This is a genomic window from Amycolatopsis melonis, from assembly GCF_040064235.1.
Classification (GTDB): domain Bacteria; phylum Actinomycetota; class Actinomycetes; order Mycobacteriales; family Pseudonocardiaceae; genus Amycolatopsis; species Amycolatopsis melonis.
Genome location: NZ_JBDZYD010000020.1, coordinates 124,686 through 144,556, shown reverse-complemented (window position 1 = coordinate 144,556; position 19,871 = coordinate 124,686). Strand labels below are relative to the sequence as shown.

General features: G+C 71.3%; 18 protein-coding genes. 9 read left to right on the top strand and 9 right to left on the bottom strand.

Translation table 11 applies throughout. From position 1 onward, the window contains the following. Nucleotides 1-97: 97 nt before the first annotated feature. From ABJI51_RS40995 to ABJI51_RS40985, 3 genes are all read right to left on the bottom strand, one after another. Entirely contained in the window at nucleotides 98-811 is a 714-nt protein-coding gene (locus tag ABJI51_RS40995) for a hypothetical protein (RefSeq protein ID WP_348956583.1), read from the bottom strand. Continuing rightward, entirely contained in the window at nucleotides 812-1,246 is a 435-nt protein-coding gene (locus ABJI51_RS40990) for a hypothetical protein (RefSeq protein ID WP_348956582.1), read from the bottom strand. Nucleotides 1,247-1,361: 115 nt separating this feature from the next. Continuing rightward, nucleotides 1,362-2,813, bottom strand: a complete 1,452-nt coding sequence (locus ABJI51_RS40985; protein WP_348956581.1) for an aldehyde dehydrogenase — start codon at nucleotides 2,811-2,813, stop codon at nucleotides 1,362-1,364. Nucleotides 2,814-2,964: 151 nt separating this feature from the next. Between ABJI51_RS40985 and ABJI51_RS40980 the strand changes: the two genes are divergently transcribed. The 4 genes from ABJI51_RS40980 to ABJI51_RS40965 are packed head-to-tail and all read left to right on the top strand — an operon-like array spanning nucleotide 2,965 to nucleotide 6,110. Further along, nucleotides 2,965-3,708 (top strand): helix-turn-helix transcriptional regulator, encoded by a 744-nt coding sequence (locus tag ABJI51_RS40980; RefSeq protein ID WP_348956580.1) that lies wholly within the window; start codon nucleotides 2,965-2,967, stop codon nucleotides 3,706-3,708. A gap of 33 nt (nucleotides 3,709-3,741) precedes the next feature. Next, on the top strand, nucleotides 3,742-4,287 hold the full coding sequence (locus ABJI51_RS40975) for a TetR/AcrR family transcriptional regulator (RefSeq protein WP_348956579.1): 546 nt from the start codon (nucleotides 3,742-3,744) through the stop codon (nucleotides 4,285-4,287). Next, nucleotides 4,284-4,724, top strand: a complete 441-nt coding sequence (locus ABJI51_RS40970; protein WP_348956578.1) for a MarR family winged helix-turn-helix transcriptional regulator — start codon at nucleotides 4,284-4,286, stop codon at nucleotides 4,722-4,724. Before ABJI51_RS40975 ends, ABJI51_RS40970 begins: the two co-directional genes overlap by 4 nt. 51 nt (nucleotides 4,725-4,775) lie before the next feature. Continuing rightward, nucleotides 4,776-6,110: an alpha/beta fold hydrolase gene (locus ABJI51_RS40965; protein WP_348956577.1), complete on the top strand. Its 1,335-nt coding sequence runs from the start codon at nucleotides 4,776-4,778 to the stop codon at nucleotides 6,108-6,110. A 16-nt stretch (nucleotides 6,111-6,126) separates the two neighbouring features. Here ABJI51_RS40965 and ABJI51_RS40960 read toward each other — a convergent pair whose 3' ends face one another. Both ABJI51_RS40960 and ABJI51_RS40955 read right to left on the bottom strand, forming a co-directional pair. After that, entirely contained in the window at nucleotides 6,127-7,818 is a 1,692-nt protein-coding gene (locus ABJI51_RS40960; protein WP_348956576.1) for an alpha/beta fold hydrolase, read from the bottom strand. A 108-nt stretch (nucleotides 7,819-7,926) separates the two neighbouring features. Then, entirely contained in the window at nucleotides 7,927-8,388 is a 462-nt protein-coding gene (locus ABJI51_RS40955; RefSeq protein WP_348956575.1) for a hypothetical protein, read from the bottom strand. Between the two features lie 145 nt (nucleotides 8,389-8,533). Here ABJI51_RS40955 and ABJI51_RS40950 point away from each other — a divergent pair, with 145 nt between their 5' ends. Then, complete coding sequence (locus ABJI51_RS40950; protein ID WP_348956574.1) at nucleotides 8,534-9,556, top strand: LLM class flavin-dependent oxidoreductase; 1,023 nt, start codon at nucleotides 8,534-8,536, stop codon at nucleotides 9,554-9,556. Nucleotides 9,557-9,635: 79 nt separating this feature from the next. Here ABJI51_RS40950 and ABJI51_RS40945 read toward each other — a convergent pair whose 3' ends face one another. The 3 genes from ABJI51_RS40945 to ABJI51_RS40935 form a co-directional block, all read right to left on the bottom strand. After that, complete coding sequence (locus ABJI51_RS40945; RefSeq protein ID WP_348956573.1) at nucleotides 9,636-10,865, bottom strand: HNH endonuclease signature motif containing protein; 1,230 nt, start codon at nucleotides 10,863-10,865, stop codon at nucleotides 9,636-9,638. A 138-nt stretch (nucleotides 10,866-11,003) separates the two neighbouring features. Next, nucleotides 11,004-13,277, bottom strand: a complete 2,274-nt coding sequence (gene katG, locus ABJI51_RS40940; protein ID WP_348956572.1) for a catalase/peroxidase HPI — start codon at nucleotides 13,275-13,277, stop codon at nucleotides 11,004-11,006. A gap of 23 nt (nucleotides 13,278-13,300) precedes the next feature. Then, entirely contained in the window at nucleotides 13,301-13,726 is a 426-nt protein-coding gene (locus ABJI51_RS40935; protein WP_348956571.1) for a Fur family transcriptional regulator, read from the bottom strand. Nucleotides 13,727-13,815: 89 nt separating this feature from the next. On the opposite strand from ABJI51_RS40935, the gene ABJI51_RS40930 reads away from it, so the two are divergent. The 4 genes from ABJI51_RS40930 to ABJI51_RS40915 all read left to right on the top strand — a co-directional run bounded on the left by ABJI51_RS40930 (nucleotide 13,816) and on the right by ABJI51_RS40915 (nucleotide 18,381). Continuing rightward, on the top strand, nucleotides 13,816-14,613 hold the full coding sequence (locus ABJI51_RS40930) for a thymidylate synthase (RefSeq protein ID WP_348956570.1): 798 nt from the start codon (nucleotides 13,816-13,818) through the stop codon (nucleotides 14,611-14,613). After that, complete coding sequence (locus ABJI51_RS40925; protein ID WP_348956569.1) at nucleotides 14,610-15,068, top strand: dihydrofolate reductase; 459 nt, start codon at nucleotides 14,610-14,612, stop codon at nucleotides 15,066-15,068. The genes ABJI51_RS40930 and ABJI51_RS40925 overlap by 4 nt, the downstream gene beginning before the upstream one ends. Nucleotides 15,069-15,178: 110 nt before the next feature. Continuing rightward, nucleotides 15,179-16,810: a GMC family oxidoreductase gene (locus tag ABJI51_RS40920; RefSeq protein WP_348956568.1), complete on the top strand. Its 1,632-nt coding sequence runs from the start codon at nucleotides 15,179-15,181 to the stop codon at nucleotides 16,808-16,810. Continuing rightward, on the top strand, nucleotides 16,807-18,381 hold the full coding sequence (locus ABJI51_RS40915) for a succinic semialdehyde dehydrogenase (RefSeq protein ID WP_348956567.1): 1,575 nt from the start codon (nucleotides 16,807-16,809) through the stop codon (nucleotides 18,379-18,381). The genes ABJI51_RS40920 and ABJI51_RS40915 overlap by 4 nt, the downstream gene beginning before the upstream one ends. On the opposite strand, the gene ABJI51_RS40910 is transcribed toward ABJI51_RS40915, so the two are convergent. Continuing rightward, on the bottom strand, nucleotides 18,378-19,832 hold the full coding sequence (locus ABJI51_RS40910; protein ID WP_348956566.1) for a phospholipase D-like domain-containing protein: 1,455 nt from the start codon (nucleotides 19,830-19,832) through the stop codon (nucleotides 18,378-18,380). The two genes, ABJI51_RS40915 and ABJI51_RS40910, sit on opposite strands and share 4 nt — an antisense overlap. Between the last annotated feature and the right edge of the window lie 39 nt (nucleotides 19,833-19,871).

Sequence of the window (19,871 nt, the reverse complement as noted above, 5' to 3'; positions counted from 1 at the left end):
AGACAGACACCCGCCACCAGGGCTATGAGGCCTGAAACTGACGTGGCGGCGGCGGGGGTTCCCCCGCGCCGCGGCCGTTTTTCTTCCCTCCCCCTTGCTATTTCCGGGTCACGGTGACGCTCGACCAGGCCGAACCGTCCGCAGTGGACTTGGTGATCGTCCTGGTCTGCCCGGGCTGCACCTGCGACGAGTCGAGCGACACCGACACGGTCCGGCTGCCGGTCACCTTGCCCTGCTTGGTCTTCTTCGCCTGCGGCGGCTGCTTGTGGTTGCAGTGCTTGACTTTCCGCAGTTCCGACTTCGCGTGCTTGACGTCGGCCGACGCGGTGTCCAGCAGGCGCCGCGCGTCCTTCACCGCCCGGGAGGCATTGTCGAGCGCCTGCCGCGCCGAGGTGACGGGATCGGCGACCGGCAGCGTGACGGCGATCGGCTTCGCGACGGCCACCGGCTTCACGATCGGCTGCACCGGCGGGGTGACGTGCTGCTTCACCACGGCGGTCCGGACCACCGAGGGCCGCGGCCGGTCGGCGCGCTTGACCGGCTTCTTGGGCGTCCGGTGGGTCACGGCACGGGCCTCGGGCTTGGCCACCTTGACGACCGGTGCGGGGACGGCCACCTGGACCGGTGCCGGCACCGGCTTCGCGGCCGGGGCGGGCGCGGCCTTGGGTGTCGTCGTCGTGCTCGCGAGCGCGGTCGGGACGTGCTGTTCCCCCGCGTCGCTTTCGGCGCCGTCCCAGAGGCCGGACGCCGCCGTGACGCCGACCGCGGCGGTCACGAGTCCCGCCATGCCGTAGACGTAGGCCTTCTTCATTCAGTTCTCCTTCGGTTCGGCGTGGCCGGTCGGCGGCCACGGGGCCCGGTCCGCGTACCAGGCACGGACCTCCGGCTGGAGCAGGGGCTTGAGCACCAGCGCGGACAGAATGAACGGCATGGCCGCGGTGGGCGCGGGTGTCGCGTCGGACGCGAGCAGGACGATGGCGCCGATGAGGGCACTCGCCGCGTTGACGCTCTCGACGGCGATGGCGGTGCCCCGCACCCACGGCTGCCGCCGCGGAAGCAGGACGGCGCACACGAAGAGGATTGCGGCCAGTACCGCGCTCACGGCCAGCGACAGCGCGAAGCCGGTGTCGTCCACAGTGGACGAAGTGACTGCGACAAGCAGGAGCGTCCCCACGAAGAGGCCGAGGACGGACTGCACGAACATCAGGATCCTGGCGGTGCGAAGCGCCTTCGGTGGCGTGTCCATGCGGGTGGTCCCCTTCACTCGGCCCGGTGCGGTGAGCCCAGTTTCGGGGGAGACGGACGGTGCCGGGGCGCCGTGTCCTGTTGCTGCCACGGGCGGCCCGTGAGGTCCTGCCGGATCAGCGGCCGGGCACCGTGATGGTCTGGTATTCGGTGTAGGTCCCGAGGCCGACGGCCCCGTACTCCCGGCCGAGACCGCTGGCCTTGAACCCGCCGAACGGGCCGTCGAAGCCGATCGGGGCGCCGTTGACCGTGACCGTGCCCGTCCGCAGGCGCCGGGCGACCGCGAGCGCGTGCGCCGGGTCGGCCGACCACACGCCGCCGGACAGGCCGTACTCGGAGTCGTTGGCGACGCGGACCGCGTCGTCCTCGTCGTCGTAGGCGAGGACGGCCAGGACCGGGCCGAAGATCTCCTCCCGCGCGATGCGCATGCCGGCGGTGACGTCGGCGAACAGCGTCGGCGTGACGTAGTTGCCCTGCTCCAGCCCGGCCGGGACGTCCGGGCCGCCGGTGACCAGCCGCGCGCCTTCCTCGATGCCGGTGCGGATGTAGCCGAGGACGCGCTCCTGCTGGTCGCGGCGGATCATCGGGCCGACGAACGTCCGCTCGTCGGCAGGGTCGCCGACGCGCAGCGACTCGACCAGCTCCTTGAGCCCGGCGACGACCTCGTCGTAGCGGTTGCGCGGGGCGAGGACGCGGGTCTGCGCGATGCACGATTCGCCGTTGTTGAGCAGGGAACCGAACTTGACGCCCTGGATCGCCGCGGCGAGGTCGGCGTCCGGCAGGAAGAGCACGGCCGACTTGCCGCCGAGTTCGAGGCTGACGCGCTTGAGCTGTTCGCCGGCGAGCGAGGCGATGCGGCGGCCGGCGCGGGTGGAGCCGGTGAAGGCGATCTTGTCGACGTCCGGGTGCCGGACCAGGTACTCGCTGGTCTCGCGGTCGGCGGACAGGACGCTGACGACGCCTTCGGGCAGCCCGGTCTCGGCCAGCAGCTCCGCGAGGAGGCTCATGCTGAGCGTGTTCTCCGGCGACACCTTGAGGACGACGGTGTTGCCGGCGAGCAGCGCGGGGATGATCTTGGCGAGCGCGGAGGAAAACGGCGAGTTCCACGGGATGATCGCGGCGACCACGCCGATCGGCGCGCGCCGCACCACGGACCGGAACGGCGCGGCGGGGTCCGACGGTTCGAGGGTCCGTTCCCAGTCGAACTCCTCGGCGGCCTTGAGGTAGGCGTTGGCCTGGCGGGTCAGGCCGGGCCGGCCCGCCTTGGTGAACCACAGCGCCGAGCCGTTCTCGGCGGTGATGAGGGCCGCGATCTCGTCCGCGCGCTTTTCGCGCAAACCGGCGAGCCGCCGGAGCACGGCGATCCGCTCGGCCGGGGTGGTGTGCGGCCACGGGCCTTCGTCGAAGGCCGTCCGCGCGGCGGCGACGGCCCGGTCGACATCGGCGGGCCAGGCCTGCGCGGCCCGGCCGATGACCGTGTTGTCGTGCGGGGAAACGATGTCCAGCAGTTCGCTGCGGCTCGGGGTGGTCCACGAGCCGCCGATGAAGAGCCGGGTCCGGGTGAGCACTGCGTACCTCCTGGTCGACGCTGTTCTGTCACACCAACGTAGCACTTAGCACGACGGAGTGACTCGGCTATGAGGCAGTGAAAAGGCGACGTACACCCACTGCGTCACCCGACGCTCGCGACGTCCGCCGTGCCCGGCTTACGGTCCGCCCATGCACCGCCAGGACGTGTCCGAAACCCTGACGAGCGCCGAGCCGGACCTGGTGGTCGGCCTGCTGCCCCGCGAGGCCCCGCCGTCCGGCCGGTCCGGCGCCGCCCGCCGCACCGAGGTGGTGACGGCCTGCGTGTTCGCCGACGACCCCCTCGAAGGCGAGAACCTCGTGCTGCCGCTGCGGGCGTCACCCGAGGTGCGGGTGCTGCCCGCGGACCGGCATCCCGAAGCCGACGTCGTCGTGGTGGTCGCCACGTCCGTCACCGGCACGCTGCTGGGCGCGATGGAGGAGCTGGCCGGGCAGGCGGAGAACACCCGGCAGCGGCTGGTCATGGTGTCCGGGCCGCTGCGGGGAGCGCAGCTGGCCCGCGCGGTCGCGTGCGGGGTGGTGAGCATCCTGCCGGGCGGGAGCTGCCCGCCGCCGACGCTGGTCCGCGCGGTGGTCGCGAGCGCGACCGGCGGCGCGGTGGTGCCCGAGACGGTGACCCGCTGGCTGCTGGAGGAGTCCCGCACCTTCCAGCAGCGGATCCTGGCAGGCCACGGCCTGACGACGGGCGGGCTGACCCCGCGCGAGATCGAGGTCCTGCGGCTGCTGGCGGAGGGACACGGCACGGAGTTCGTCGCCGCCCGGCTCAACTTCTCGGAACGGATGATCAAGAAGATCCTCCAGGACCTCACGCGGCGGTTGCACCTGCGCAACCGGACGCACGCCGTCTCGTACGCGCTGCGCGCGGGAGCGATCTGAGTGCCTCAGCCGTGTAGCGGTTATGTTGACGGCGTGAGAGCCGACGCAGCCCGCAATCTCGAACTCCTGCTGACGACGGGCGCCCGCATGCTCGCGGACGACCCGGCGACGAGCATCGCGGCGATCGCGGCGGAGGCGGGCGTCGACCGCCGGACGGTGTACCGCCGTTTCGCGGGCCGCGAAGAGCTGCTGACGGCGGTGTACGAAGCCCGCCTGTCGGCGATCGAGGAGGCAGCCGAAGCGGCCCGGCTGGCGGAGGCACCGGTGGCCGTGGCACTGCACCGGTACGTCGAAGGCATCGTCGGCGTGAACCGCAAGTGGCCTGCGGAGATCGGCCGGATGCGCTCGGACCCGCAGATCTGGGCGCGGCGGCAGCGTGCCGTGGACGAGCTGGAGCGGTTTCTCGGGAGGGCGACGGAGGAGGGGTTGCTGCGCTCGGACGTGCCACCCCGCTGGCCGGGCAATGTGCTGGGGCAGTTGCTGTTCCTGTCGGCCCGTGAACTGCCCGGGCTGAGCGACGTGCAGGCCGCGGACGTCATCGTCGACACGTTCCTGCGCGCCTGCGGGACGCGTTCGTGAAGCCCGCCGCCGGTCCCGGCCTGTTGTACCTGGTGAAGCAGCTCGAACTCGCGGTGCGGGCCCGGCTCGACGAGGTGCTGCGCCCGGTCGCCCTCACGCCGTTGCAGTACACCGCGCTCACCGTGCTGGAGCGGCGGTCGGGGCTCACGACCGCGGAGCTGGCCCGCAACTCGTTCGTCACCGACCAGGCGATGGCCGACATGGTGATCGCGCTGGAGAAGCGGGGTTTCCTGGCCAGGGACGGCGATCCGCGGGACCGGCGGCGGCGGGTGATCCGGCTGACCGGCCCCGGCGAGGAGGTCCTCGCCCGCGTCCGCGACGACGTCGCCGCGCTCGAACAGCGGATGCTCGCGGACCTGGATTCCCGTGCGGCGGCCCGGTTCCGCGAGTACGTCATCGCCTGTCACGCGGCGCTGGCCGATCGGCCATCCCACTGAAAAGTACAGGAAACCTGTACATCTTCGAGGTGGCGTGGCACGCTGCCCGGCATGACGATGCGCAGGTGGATCGGCCGCGTCCTGGCGCTGGCCTGCTCGATGACGCTCGCTACCGGCCTCACCGCGGGCGTCGCGGCCGGGGCCGCCGAAGGGCACTACACGGGTCAGCTGCCCGACGGTGCCACCTGGGTGGCCGACGTGCCGTCCACCTGGAACGGCACGACCATCCTCTACAGCCACGGTTTCGGGCCGCTCGCCGCCCGCGACGCACCGGACGAGGACACCCGGCAGGCCCTGCTCGGCCAGGGGTACGCGCTGGTCGGCTCGTCCTACAGCGGACCGTCGTGGTGGGCGCTCGCCTCGGCCGTCGGCGACCAGTTCGGCGCGCTGGCGGCGCTGGAGCAGCTGACCGGCCCGCCACGGCGCACGATCGCGTGGGGCACGTCGATGGGCGGGCTCGTCAGCGCACTCGAAGCCGAAGCCCCCGGACGGCGCCTCGACGGCGTGCTCAGCACCTGCGGCCTGGTCGCGGGCGCGCTCAACCTGAACAACTACCAGCTGGACGCCGAATACGCGCTGGCCCGCCTGCTCGCGCCGGGGCAGGACGTCAAGCTGGTCCGGTTCACCAGCTCCGATGAGGCGGGCGCGTCGGCCGCGGCCCTGACGAAGGTGGTGACCGACGCCCAGGCCACGGCGGCGGGCCGCGCGCGGATCGCGCTCGCGGCGGCCCTGATGAACGAGCCCGGCTGGCTCACCGGCCCGACCCCGCCGCGCGACCCGGCGGGCCAGGAAGCCCAGCAGCAGCAGGAACTGACGCAGGTACTCGGCTTCGTCCTCACCGGCCGCTACCAGATCGAGCTGGCGGCAGGCGGGAACAGCGCGTTCACCGACGGCGTCCGCTACCGCGCGCTGTTCGACGGCAGCAGTCACGCCCGCCAGGTCCGCGCCCTCTACCGCGCGGCAGGCCTCGACCTGGACGCCGACCTGGCGACACTCACCCGCGACGCCGCCATCAGCACCGACCCCCAGGCGGTCCGCACGCTGGCCCGCACGTCGACGGTGACGGGCCGGCTGCGCGTGCCGACCCTGAACATCCACACGACGGCCGACCAGCTGGTGCCCGTGGAGCAGGAGGACTGGTACGCCGGGCAGGTGCAGCGCGCGGGCCGCGGAGCCCTGCTGCGCCAGGCGTACGTCGGCGCGACCGGCCACTGCGCGTTCCGCCCATCGGAGACGATCGCGGCGCTGCACACACTGGAGTCCCGCATCGACTCGGGCCGCTGGAGCGACACGACGGAACCCCAGCGCCTCAACGCGGCCGCGGGCGACGGCCGGTACGTGCACTTCGACCCACCCCGGCTGACCGGCGCGTCACCCCGCAGCTGACCGGCGCGCCGCCCCGTCACCGCCCCCGGTTGACCTCGCTGATGGAGTCCTGGAGCCGTTGCCGCACCGGGGAAAGGGCGTCGCGTGGGGCTGGGACCGTCACCTCGGCCGTCTCGCCTGCCGGGCCGGGGACCGGGAACACCCGCTGCTCGCCCGGCAGCGGGACGCCGGCGCAGATGGTTGCCGCGGGCCGGGTGCCGGTCAGATAGAACTTGTTCACCAGGTCGTCCACACAGGAATTGCCGCTGATCGCGTACTGGCCGTGGAACGGGGAATCGGCCACCGAAACCATCGGCACCCCGGCCGCGCGGGCCGCCGCCTCGGCCTGTTCGTAGCCGGTCTGCGGGTCGAACTCGCCCTGGACGACCAGGACGTTCTTCGCCGCGCGCGGCGGCAGTTTCGGCAGCTCGTGGCGGGGGAGGTCCGACCAGTAGCCGCACGGCTCGCCGAGGCCGTACGCCCAGCCGAACAGCGGGTACGTCGGGCCCTGCAGGTCGCTGAGCAGCTTGTACCAGTGCGCTTCCCGCGACGGCTGGTCGCCGCACGCCACGGCCAGGCGGGTGCCCGGCACGTCGGCGTAGTCGGGTTCCGGCACGGCCGCCGCGATGTCCTCGACGGTCAGCCGGGCCGCCGGGACCCCGAAGACCGCGCGTGAGACGCGGTCGAGGTCGTCGCGCAGCGCGGCGGGCGGCGGGGCCGCGGTGCCGTCGAGCGCGGCCGCGCCCTTGGTGAGGACCAGCGCGCCTGCCAGCCACTGGCGGGTGCTGCCGTTGCCGACGAAGATGTGGTCGAACAGGTCCGGCGACACGCCGTGTTCCTTGAAGAACGCCCGCAGCCGTTCCCACTTCACCCGGACCTCCGCCGCGGTCCGGCCCAGCTGCTCCGGGAACCGGCGGGCCAGCCATGGCGTGTAGACGTCGTCGAACTGGCGCTGGTCGATCTTCGGGAACGCCTCGAACGCCGCCTGCAGGCGCCCCTCGAAGTTGACGCTGGAGTCGAGGACCACCTTGCCCGCGCGGTCCGCGAACAGTGACGCGTACTTCGCGCCGAGCCAGGTGCCGTAGGAGAAGCCGAGGTAGTTCAGCTTCTCGTCGCCGAGCAGCGTGCGGATCAGGTCCATGTCGTGGGTGGTCTGCCAGGTGGTGATGAACGGCGCGAGCGCGTCGCTCTGGCACGCCTCGGCCAGCACCCGCGGCGTCCGCTGGTGCAGCGCGATGCTGCGGGCCGAGCGGTCGCGGGCGTCGAGGTCGTCCTCCTGCGGCAGCCGCCCGGTCGGCACGTGGCAGACGTAGCCCGCGTCCTGGCCGCCTTCCTGGCCGGTGCCGCGCGGGTCCATGCCGACGAAGTCGTACTGCTCGTTCACCGACGGTTCGAGCCCGGCCAGCGCGCCGGCGAGCGAGGTGCCCTGGCCGCCGGGCCCACCCGGATTGACCAGGATCGCGCCCTTCCTGGCACCGGTGGCGGCGACGCGGCTGATCGCCACCTGGAGGTCGGTGCCGGCATCGGGGGCGGCCCAGTCGCGCGGGACGGTGATCCGCGCGCACTGCGCCGTCCGCTGCTTGCCGTCCTGCTTGAACGGGCAGTCACCCCAGGCGATTTTCTGCTGCAGGTAGGGCGCGAGCGGATCGGCGGTGGTCGCGGCGGCCGGCGCCGTGGCCACCACCAGAACCGAGACGGCCGCCGCCAATGCTGCCCGGGACGTTCGCACCGCAGTTCCCCTTCCTCGCACACCGAACGCGAACACCCAAGCACGCGCAGTGGGGGAAGGGCAGCGCGAACCCCGCGGATCGCTCGATCCAGTGAACCGAGGGGCTCGTCAGGCGCGGTACGGGCCGTGCTGCCCGAGGTCGGGACTCACCTGCGGGGCCGGCCCGCCCTGCCCGGGCACCGGCGCCGGCTCGACGACCACCTCGGTCGCGGGACGCTCGACGTCGCGCTCCTGGTAGTGCGTCTCGACGATGTGGTCCTGACGCCGCCGGGCGAGCACGGCCAGGGTGAGCACGTGCGCGACGGCCAGCAGCAGGAGGAAGACACCCAGCCTGCCGACCAGCGCGGCCGTCGAGCCGGACCAGCCGGGGCCGACGACGGACAGCAGCGCCAGGACCCCGAAGGCGACGAGGTGGAAGACGGTCACCACCATCCAGGCCATCGACCCGGTCTGCTCGCCGCCGTCCGGGCCGCTCAGGTACCGGCGGCCGCCGCGGTAGAGGATCTGGCCGTCGGCCACCACGAAGACCAGTCCGATGATCAGGAATCCCGTGAGGTCGTCGTCGGGCATGCGTCTCCTCCTCGGTTCCGGCTTCCGGTGCCCGCGGAGTACCCGGCCGGGGCGGGCAGGGGACACCGGTTCACCGGATCGAGCGACGCCGGTCGGTCTGCTCACATCCGGGAATCAATACCGTGTCCCGGACGCTGGAGGGGGCGTGAAGAAGATTGGCTTCCTGTCCTTCGGCCACTGGTCGGCGAGCCCGCACTCGCAGACCCGGTCGGCCGCGGACTTCCTGCACCAGTCGATCGACCTGGCGGTGGCCGCCGAGGAGCTCGGAGTCGACGGCGCCTACTTCCGCGTGCACCACTTCGCGCGGCAGGCAGGCAGCCCGTTCCCGCTGCTGTCGGCGATCGGCGCACGGACGTCGAAGATCGAGATCGGCACCGGCGTGATCGACATGAGGTACGAGAACCCGCTGTACATGGCCGAGGAGGCGGGGGCGGCCGACCTCATTTCGGGCGGCAGGCTCCAGCTCGGCATCAGCCGCGGATCCCCCGAGCAGGTGATCGACGGCTGGCGGTACTTCGGGTATGCCCCGGCCGAGGGCGAGACCGACGCCGACATGGCCCGCCGCCGCACCGAGATCTTCCTCGAGGTACTCAAGGGCGAGGGCTTCGCCGAGCCGAACCCCCGGCCGATGTTCGCCAACCCGCCGGGGCTGCTGCGCGTCGAGCCGCACTCGGAAGGTCTGCGCGACCGCATCTGGTGGGGCTCCGGCTCGAACGCGACGAGCGTGTGGGCGGCGAAACTGGGCATGAACCTGCAGAGCTCCACGCTCAAGGACGACGAGACGGGCGAGCCGCTGCACGTCCAGCAGCGCAAGCAGATCGAGGCGTACCGTGAGGCGTGGCAGGAGGACGGGCACACGCGCGAGCCGCGGGTTTCGGTGAGCCGCAGCATCTTCGCACTGACGACTGACGAGGACCGAGCCTACTTCGGCCGCGACCGCCATTCCCGCGACCAGGTAGGCATGATCGACGAGAACACCCGCGCGATCTTCGGCCGCTCCTACGCGGCCGAGCCGGACGAACTGGTCCGGGAGCTGAAGGAGGACGAGGCAGTCCAGGCCGCCGACACCCTGCTGCTGACGATCCCGAACCAGCTCGGCGTGGATTACAACGTCCACGTCCTGGAGAACATCCTCACCCACGTGGCCCCGGAGCTGGGCTGGCGCTGAGCGGAACGACCCGGCGGCGGCCGAGTCTTGAGCGCGTGGGTGTAGGCCCGTAGCCGTGTGGCTGCGGGCCTGTCCCCGGTCATGCTGCGAAGGGCAGCGGTTCGTGGAGGTTGTTGCGTCGGGGTTTTCGGCGCCTGTCCAGCCAGGTTGGTGGCAGGAATTCCGGTAACCCGTCGGCCGCGATCCGCACGTCCCACCCGGACCGGTGCAGCAGCCGGTGGTGGTGGGCGCACATCAGGACCAGGTTGCCCAGTTCGGTGGGGCCGCCTTCGGACCAGTGCCGGATGTGGTGACCCTGGCAGTGCCGGGGTGGCCGGTGACAGCCCGGGAACGCGCACCCGCGGTCCCGCAGATACAACGCCCGGCGGATCCCGGGTGGAACCAGCCGCCGCAACCGCCCCACATCCAGTGGTTCGCTGCTGCTACCCAGCACCGCCGGGATCACCATGCAGTCACACGCATGCAACCGTGCTTCGGCGGCGGAGATCGTCCCGGTATCACCGAGGAGGGCTGTGCCGATGCCGGTCTTCAGGTCTTCCAGGGAGATCGCGACCATCACATGCGCCCGTTCACCGGCCTGCATCGGCAGCTCGGGAGAGTTCGCCGCGAGATCCATCGCGTCGGAGAAGGCATCGCCGTAGCGTTCCAGCGGGGAGCGGAGGTCGGGGCCTTCGTCGGTGCTGCGGCGTTGGGCCAGGGCATCCAGGACCGCGCTTGCCCGGGTGCCGGTCTCGTCGTCGAACCGGCCGTGCAGCTCCCAGACTCCGGATCTTTTGCGTCGCAAGGACAGTTCGCGGTTCGGGCGGGCGGGTTCGGTGTCTTGAGGGGGCTGGCCGTCGGGATGGAGGTGGGCCAGGATCCGCGCACCGAGGACAGCGACCTGCTTGTGCCCGGCTTCGGAAGCAAACCCCAGCAGGTCCTGCTCAACCCGATCCCGGTGCTCAAGAGGAGTATCCCGCAGCACACCGACGATGGTGTCGATCATCGGGTTGCTCAACCGCCCCTCCCGCGCCACCACGCCAACCTCGGGAGCCAAAGCCGGAATCGGCGTGCCATCAAGGGCAAGCCCTGGATGAAGCTGCCGAGCCCGCTTCATCAGAACCTCGGCAGCCTGCCGAGGCAAGTCAGCGAGATGCTCCAGAAACCGCGCCACAGAACGGTATCCGAACAGCTCCATGACCCCACGCTGCTCAATCCCCACAGCCACAGCACCGATCGCCGCCTCACAGGACCGCATGAGCGCGAACAGCTCACCGAGGAGGTCGGCGAGGGCCTCCGGTTCGGCGTTCCACACAGCGTTGCTGGTCATGACCCCAGAGTGCCCGGCATTCGAACACCCGTCATCACTCGAACCGGTGAAACCATTTGATGAATCACAGAACACCGCCCGGAAAGTCCACAAAGGACCATCCGGGCGGCGTCCGTGTCGATCAGTGCAGGTCGTCGATCAGTGCAGGTCGAAGCGGTCCAGCTCCATGACCTTCGTCCAGGCCGCGACGAAGTCCGTCACGAACTTCTCGCGGGCGTCGTCACTGGCGTAGACCTCGGCGAGGGCGCGCAGCTGCGAGTTCGAGCCGAAGACCAGGTCGACCGCCGTGGCGGTCCACTTCAGCTCGTCGGTCGCCGCGTCGCGGATCTCGTAGACGTTCTCCTCCGACTCCGATGCCTTCCAGCGGGTGCCCGGCGAGAGCAGGTTGGCGAAGAAGTCGTTGGTGAGCACGCCCGGCTGGTCGGTGAGGACGCCGTGCTTGGTGCCGCCGACGTTGGCGCCGAGGGCACGCAGGCCGCCGACCAGGACCGTCATCTCCGGTGCCGTCAGGTCCAGCATGTACGCGCGGTCGACCAGCAGCACCTCCGGCTGGAGCTTCTCGCCCGAGCGCAGGTAGTTGCGGAAGCCGTCGGCGCGCGGCTCGAGGACCTTGAACGACTCGACGTCGGTCTGCTCCTGCGAAGCGTCCGTGCGGCCCGGGTGGAACGGCACGGTCGTCTCGACGCCGGCGTCGCGCGCCGCCTTCTCGACGGCGGCCGAGCCGGCCAGCACGATCAGGTCGGCCAGCGAGATCTTCGCCCCGCCCGCCTCGTTGAAGTCGCGCTGGATGCCCTCGAGGATCTCCAGGACCTTGCCGAGCTGCTCCGGCTGGTTGACCTCCCAGTTGCGCTGCGGCTCCAGGCGGATCCGGGCGCCGTTCGCGCCACCGCGCTTGTCGGTGGAGCGGAAGCTCGCCGCCGACGCCCACGCCGTGGTGACCAGCTCCGCGGTGGTGAGGCCGGAGTCGAGCACCTTCGCCTTGAGCGTGGCGATGTCGGCCTCGGACACCAGGTCGCCCTCGACCGCGGGCACCGGGTCCTGCCACAGCTGCGGCTCCGGGACCCACGGGCCCAGGTACCGGCTGACCGGGCCCATGTCGCGGTGCAGCAGCTTGTACCAGGCCTTGGCGAACGCCAGCGCGAACTCGTCGGGGTGCTCCAGGAACCGGCGCGAGATCTTCTCGTACGTCGGGTCGAAGCGCAGCGACAGGTCCGTCGTGAGCATCGTCGGCTTGTGCTTCTTGGTCGGGTCGAACGGGTCCGGGATGATCTCCGGCGCGTCCTTGGCGACGTACTGCTTGCCGCCGCCGGGGCTGGTGGTCAGCTCCCACTCGTAGCCGAACAGGATCTCGAAGAAGCGGTTGCTCCACTCGGTCGGCTTGTCGGTCCAGGTGACCTCGAGGCCGCTGGTGATCGCGTCCGCGCCCTTGCCGGTGCCGTGCGTGCTCAGCCAGCCGAGGCCCTGCGCCTCCAGCGGGGCACCCTCGGGCTCCGGGCCGACGTGGTCGTCGGCGGTCGCGGCGCCGTGGGTCTTGCCGAAGGTGTGGCCACCGGCGATGAGGGCGACGGTCTCCTCGTCGTTCATCGCCATCCGGCCGAAGGTCTCGCGGATGAAGTGCGCCGCCGCCTTGAAGTCGGCGCTGCCGCGCGGGCCCTCGGGGTTGACGTAGATGAGGCCCATCTCGGTCGCGCCGAGCTCCGGCACCATCTCGGTGTCGCTCGCGTAGCGCTCGTCACCCAGCCAGTCGTCCTCGGGGCCCCAGTAGATCTCCTCGGGCTCCCAGGTGTCGACGCGGCCGAAGCCGAAGCCGAACGTCTTGAAGCCCATCGACTCCAGCGCGACGTTGCCGGCGAGCACGAGCAGGTCGGCCCACGAGATCTTCTGGCCGTACTTCTGCTTGACCGGCCACAGCAGGCGGCGCGCCTTGTCGAGGTTGGCGTTGTCCGGCCAGCTGTTCAGCGGGGCGAAGCGCTGCGCGCCGTCACCCGCGCCGCCGCGGCCGTCGTGGATGCGGTAGGTGCCCGCGGCGTGCCAGCTCAGGCGGATCATCAGGCCGCCGTAGTGGCCGAAGTCGGCGGGCCACCAGTCCTGCGAGGTGGTGAGCACCTCGGTGATGTCGCGCTTGAGGGCCTCGACGTCGAGCTTCGCGAACTCCTTGGCGTAGTCGAAGTCCGGGCCGAGCGGGTTGCTCTTCGACGAGTGCGCGTGCAGCGGCGTGAGGTCGAGCTGGTTGGGCCACCAGTCCTTGTTGCCGCGCGGACGACCGCCCGTCTTCGGGGTCGGCGAGTCGATCGCCGGGTTCTCGCTCTCGCTGCCGCGCGAGGTCACCGAGTCGTGCGCGACCGGGCAGCCGGCCGCCGCCTTCTTGTCCACGCCCTGTGCGCTGGACGGGTTGTCCTGGGTGGAGCTCATTTACATCCTTCCGGGAGCGGCGATCATTTCGGGGTGCGGGCGGCCGCGCAGGCGGGGCAGGTGCCCCAGTAGACGACCTCCGCTTCGTCGATCACGAAACCGTGGTCCTCCGAAGCGGTGAGACAGGGGGTGTGCCCGACGGCGCAGTCGACATCCGCTATCGCCCCGCACGAACGGCACACGATGTGGTGGTGGTTGTCCCCCACTCGTGACTCGTAGCGGGCGTTCGCCCCGGCCGGCTGGATGCGGCGCACCAGCCCGGCGTCGGTGAGCGCCCGCAACACGTCGTAGACCGTCTGGTGCGACACCGTCGGCTGCTCGGCGCGCACCAGGTCGATCACCGTTTCGGTGTCGACGTGCGGGTGGTCGCGCAGCGCGGCGAGGACGGCCAGCCGGGGCTTGGTCACCCGCAGCGAGGCCGCTCGCAGCTGCGCTTCGAACTCTGACATCACCGGCGACCCTAGGGCCTTTTCTGGAATGGGTCAAGTTACGCCACCGTGTCGTGAAGGTGTCCGCCCGGCTGGCTAGGCTCCGGGGCATGCCGGACACGCAGTACGAAGATTTGCTCCGCCACGTCCTCGACACGGGGGCGCGCAAGGGCGACCGCACGGGCACGGGGACGCGGTCGATCTTCGGGCATCAGCTGCGTTACCGCCTCTCGGACGGCTTCCCGCTGATCACGACCAAGAAGGTGCACTTCCGCTCGATCGCCTACGAGCTGCTGTGGTTCCTGCGCGGCGACGGCAACGTCAAGTGGCTGCAGGACAACGGCGTCACGATCTGGGACGAGTGGGCGGGCCCGGACGGCGACCTCGGCCCGGTCTACGGCGTGCAGTGGCGGTCGTGGCCCACGCCGGACGGCGGGCACGTCGACCAGCTCGCCGAGGTACTCCGCACTCTGCGGGAAAATCCCGACTCGCGGCGGATCATCGTGTCCGCGTGGAACGTCGCCGACATCCCGCGGATGGCGCTGCCGCCGTGTCACGCGTTCTTCCAGTTCTACGTCGCCGATGGCGAGCTGTCGTGCCAGCTGTACCAGCGCAGCGCGGACCTCTTCCTCGGCGTGCCGTTCAACATCGCCAGCTACGCGCTGCTGACCCACATGATCGCGGCGGAAGTCGGCCTCGGCGTCGGCGACTTCGTCTGGACCGGCGGCGACTGCCACATCTACGACAACCACGAAGAGCAGGTGCGGACCCAGCTGGCCCGTGACGCGCGGCCGTTCCCCACGCTGAGCCTCAAGCCCGCGGACAGCCTGTTCGACTACACCTACGAGCACTTCGCGCTCGAAGGCTACGACCCGCATCCGGGCATCAAGGCGCCGGTGGCGGTGTGATCGGCCTGGTCTGGGCCCAGGCGGCGAACGGCGTCATCGGCCGCGACGGCACGCTGCCGTGGCACCTGCCGGAGGACCTCAAGCACTTCCGGACGCTCACCGCGGGCGCGGCGGTGCTGATGGGCCGCCGCACGTGGGAGTCGCTGCCGCCGCGGTTCCGCCCGCTGCCGGGCCGCCGCAACCTGGTGCTGTCGCGGACCCCGCAGGAGGGGGTGGAGACGTTCGCGGACCTGCCCGCGGCGCTCGCCGCGGCGACTGGGGACGTCTGGGTGATCGGCGGCGCGGCGGTGTACCGGGCGGCGCTGCCGTTCGCGGACCGGATCGTGGTCACCGAGCTGCGGGAACCCTTCGAGGGCGACACCTACGCGCCGGAGGTCGGCCGTGCTCCCGGGTCCGTGGGGGAGTGGCTGGAGTCCTCGACCGGCCTGCACTACCGCTTCCTGACCTGGGGCTGAACCCCGGCCGGGTGGTCCTGGCCCGGCGACGGCACTTGCCGACCTGGGCCGCCGCGCTATACGGTTGCCGAACTAGAACACGTTATAGTTCGCGGGCCGGAGGAGCGGATATGGCGAAAAGGGCGCCGCGCGGCAACGAGGCCGACTACGTGGTCGTCGGGTCGGGAAGCTCCGGAGCCGCCATCGCCGGCAGGCTGGCGCAGTCCGGGGCCAGCGTGATCGTGCTGGAAGCCGGCAAGAGCGACGAGCAGCTGCTCGTCAGGAAGCCCGGCATGGTCGCGCCGATGCACGCGGTGCCGCAGCTGAAGAAGCTCGTCGACTGGGGCTACTACTCCGTTCCGCAGAAACACGTTCTAGACCGTCGGATGCCGGTGCCGCGCGGGAAGGTCGTCGGCGGGTCCAGCTCGGTCAACGGCATGGTCTACGTCCGCGGCAACCGCGCCAACTTCGACTCCTGGGCCGCCGAGGGCAACACCGGCTGGGACGCCGACAGCGTCAATGCCGCCTACAAGCGCATGGAGGACTTCGAGGACGGCGAGAACGCCTACCGCGGCGCGGGCGGGCCGATCCGGATCACCCGCAACAAGATCCCGCAGGAAGGCACCCTGCAGTTCCTCGAAGCCACCGCCGACACCATCGGCTGCGAGATCCTCGACGACTACAACGCCGAATCCCAGGAAGGCGTCAGCCGGATGCAGCAGAACGCTGCGGGCGGCCTGCGCTACAGCGCCTCCCGCGGCTACCTCCACCACCTCGCGCCGCCGACGCTCGAACTGCAGTCGCGCGTGCTGGCGAAGAAGGTCGTCTTCGACCGGGGCCGCGCGGTGGGCGTCGAGGTCGTCGACGCCGACGGCACGCAGCGCACCGTCCGGGCAGGCAAGGAGGTCATCCTCTCCGCCGGCGTCGTCGGGTCCGCGCAGCTGCTCATGCTCTCCGGCATCGGGCACGCCGAGCACCTGAAGGAGCACGGCATCGGCGTGCTCGCCGACCTGCCGGTCGGGGACAACCTGCACGACCACATGTTCCACGCCCTGACCTTCCACGTGACCTCCAGCAGGCTCCGCGGCACCGCGCCGTTCTTCGCCCGCGGCCTGGCCAGGGAGCTGGCCAGGCCCGGCAGCACCTTCCTGGCGAACTCGGTGTTCGAGGCGGTCGCGTTCCTGCGCACGTCGCAGGCGGGCGCGGTCCCCGACCTGCAGCTGCACCTGCTGCCCTGGGCGTACGTGTCGCCCAACCAGGACGAGCCGATCCGCCACGCCGTCGACAAGCGCGGCGCCCTCACCGTGCTGACGACGCTGATCTACCCGAAGAGCCGCGGCACGCTGCGGCTCGCCTCGGCCGACCCCACGGCCGCGCCGCTCATCGACTTCCAGTACCTGGCCGACCCCGCCGACCTCGAAGTGCTCGGCGAAGGGTCGGAGATGGTGCGCGAGATCTTCGCCGCCAAGGCGTTCCGCGGGTCGGTCAAGGAGGAGATCCACCCCGGCAGGGAGCTGAGGGGCCAGGAACTGCGGGACGCGATCCTCAACCGCGCGACGTCGGTGTACCACGGCGTCGGCACGTGCCGGATGGGCATCGACGAACTCGCCGTCGTCGGCCCCGACCTGAAGGTGCGCGGCGTCGACGGGCTGCGGGTCTGCGACGCCTCGATCATGCCGTCGATCACCGGCGGCAACACCAACGCGCCCTGCATCATGATCGGCGAGATGGGCGCCCAGCTCGTCCTCGGGAGCCGGTCATGACGCTCACCCCGCTCGGCCTGACCCGTCCCGCGTCGGTGACCGGCGCACTCCTGGACCAGCTGGTCGCCAGGGTGCCGGGCTCGTCCGGCGCCACCTGGAAGCTCACCGAGGTCTACACCGGCGACGTGCTGGCCGAGCTGCCGCAGTCGACCCCGGAGGACATCTCGCGCGCGTTCGCCGTCGCGCGCGAGGCCCAGCGGAAGTGGGCCGCGACGCCGCTGAAGGAGCGGCTGGCGGTGTTCAAGCGGGCGCACGCGCTGTTCGTCGGCAACGCGCGGACCGTCGCGGACCTCATCCAGGTGGAAAGCGGCAAGAACCGGCGGATGGCGATCGAGGAGACCTGCGACCCGCCGATGGTGATGAGCCACTACCTCAAGCGGGCGGCCCGGCTGCTGGCGCCGGTCAAGCGCGGCGGGCCGGTGCCGCTGCTGACGTCGTCGACCGAGGTCCGCGTGCCCAAGGGCGTCGTCGGGATCATCGCGCCGTGGAACTTCCCGTTCGCCACCGGCATTTCCGACGCGGTCCCGGCGCTGATGGCAGGCAACGCGGTCGTGCTGAAACCCGACAACAAGACGGCGCTCTCCCCGCTGTACGGCATCCGGCTGCTGGAGGAGGCCGGCCTCCCGCGCGGGCTGTTCCAGGTGGTCTGCGGCGAAGGCCCCGACGTCGGGCCGTCGCTGATCGACCACGCCGACTACGTGATGTTCACCGGGTCCACGGCCACCGGCCGGGTGATCGGCGAGCGCGCGGGCCGCAACCTCATCGGCTGCTGCCTGGAGCTGGGCGGCAAGAACCCGATGATCGTGCTGCCGGACGCCGACCTGGACGAGGCAGTCCAGGGCGCGGTCTTCGGCGCGTTCGGCAACACGGGCCAGATCTGCATGCACATCGAGCGGATCTACCTGCCGGAGTCCCGCTACGAGGAGTTCAAGACGGCGTTCGTGGCCCGCACGCGGGCCCTCGACGTCCGGGCGGCCTACGACTTCGGGCCCGACATGGGCTCCCTGGTCTCACCCGACCACATGCGCCGCGTCAAGTCCCATGTGGACGACGCGGTGGCCAAGGGCGCGACGGTCCTCTGCGGCGGCAAGCCGCGTCCGGACCTCGGCCCGGCGTTCTTCGAGCCGACGATCCTCGAAGGCGTCACTCCGGACATGCTGTGCGGCGTCACGGAAACGTTCGGTCCCGTGGTGGCCCTGCACTCCTACCGCACGGTCGACGAGGCGGTGGCCCTGGCCAACGACACCGACTACGGCCTCAACGCCTCGATCTGGAGCACGGACATCCCGGCGGCCCGGGCACTGGCGGCCCGCATCGAATCCGGCAACGTGAACGTCAACGACGTCCTCGCCACGGCGTACGCGGCCAAGGGAACCCCGTCGGGTGGGGTGAAGAACTCCGGCGTCGGCGCCCGCCACGGCGACCAGGGCCTGCTCAAGTACACGGACGTGCAGAACCTGGCCGTGCTGAAGAAGCAGGTCATGGGGCCGCGGCCGGGACAGCGGTACGAGAAGTACGTGGAGAGCATGCTGTCCGGGCTGAAGCTGATGCGGAAACTGCGGATCCGCTAGCCGTCCACGAGCAGGCCGCGCAACGGTCCCTGCAGCCGGGCGACGCGGCGGGAAACTCCCGGCAGCAGCACCAGCCGGTGGGTTCGCCGCTCGCCGCGTCGTTCCCGCTCCGCCTGCTCCTCGGCCAGCGGGCGCCACAGGTTGTCGACGATGTCCGCCGGATCGCCCTCCAGGTCCGCCACCGGCCGCCCCAGGTGCTCGGCCCACAACCGCAGCCTCGTGCTGCGGGCCACGGCCGGGTCGTCCGTGGCGATGTTGACCTCCGTGTCGTTGAACAGCGAGTGCTCGTTGAGGTTCGCCGAACCCACCGTCAGCCACGTGTCGTCGACGATGCCCAGCTTCGCGTGGACGTACACCGGGGCCGACGCGTCGCCGTCGTGGGCGCTGATCGTCGTGGCCAGCAGGCGGCGGTGGCCGTCGTCCGCGTCGAGGAGCCTGCCCAGCTGGCCGCGTGTGGTGTCCGAGCCGTTGCTCGGCTTGCGCGGCAGCAGCAGGACCACGCGGAAGCGGTCGTCCGGCGGGGTGCGCAGCTTGTCGATCAGCACCTCGGCGATCTCCGGTGACCACAGGAACTGGTTTTCCAGGTAGACCAGCCGCTGGGCCGAGCGCAGGGCGCGCAGATAGCCGTCGACCAGCGTGAACTCGCCCTTCGGCAGGAAGCCGTAGGTGTCGTTCGGCACCGTCCGCAGCAGCTGGACGCGGCTGCCGCCCGCCGGTTCCGGCGTCGCGGGCGCGGGCAGGTCCTCGCGGGCGACCTCCGTCCACCGCCGCCGGAAGTGCTCGGCGACGTCGGCGACCACGGGCCCTTCCAGCCGCGCCATCAGGTCGTGCCACCCGATCGGCCGCGGCGGGTGGTCCGGGCTGTCGTGCCGGTCGCCCTCCAGCGCGGTCAGGTCGACGCCGCCGACGAACGCGACGGCGTCGTCGACGACGACCAGCTTTTCGTGGTGGCAGTGCAGGGTCCGCTCCCGGGCGTCCAGCACGCAGCGCACCCGGGAGCCGTCGGTGAACTTCCGCCGTTCGGCCCGCGCAAGCCGCCGCGACGGCTGGAAGGCCGGAAAGGGCGGCCCGGCCCACAGCAGCACCCGCACCTCGACACCGCGTTCGGCGGCCTCGGCGAGCAGCTCCCGCAGCGAGAGCGCACCGGGCTCGCGCGTGAGCCGGAAGTCCGCGCTGGCATGCCAGTTGGCGATGTGCACGTGCGACTTCGCCCGCCGGATGGCCGCCTCGACGGCCGGCAGCGACTCCTCGCCGTCGACCAGCACCTCGACCCGGTTCCCGTCCCGGACCGGTGCCCGCCCACCGAGCGGCTCCGCCGGACCGCCGGGGTCGAGCACCCCGCGCCAGCCGAGGTCCCGCAGCCGCCGCCGATGGTGGGCACACAGGACGCGTTCGAGCCCGTCACCCAGCCGGTCGTCCATCTTGTCCAGGAAAGAGCGGAAAGTTCTCACCCGTCCCATGTCACTACAGATCGGCCGGGTTCGCCGAGC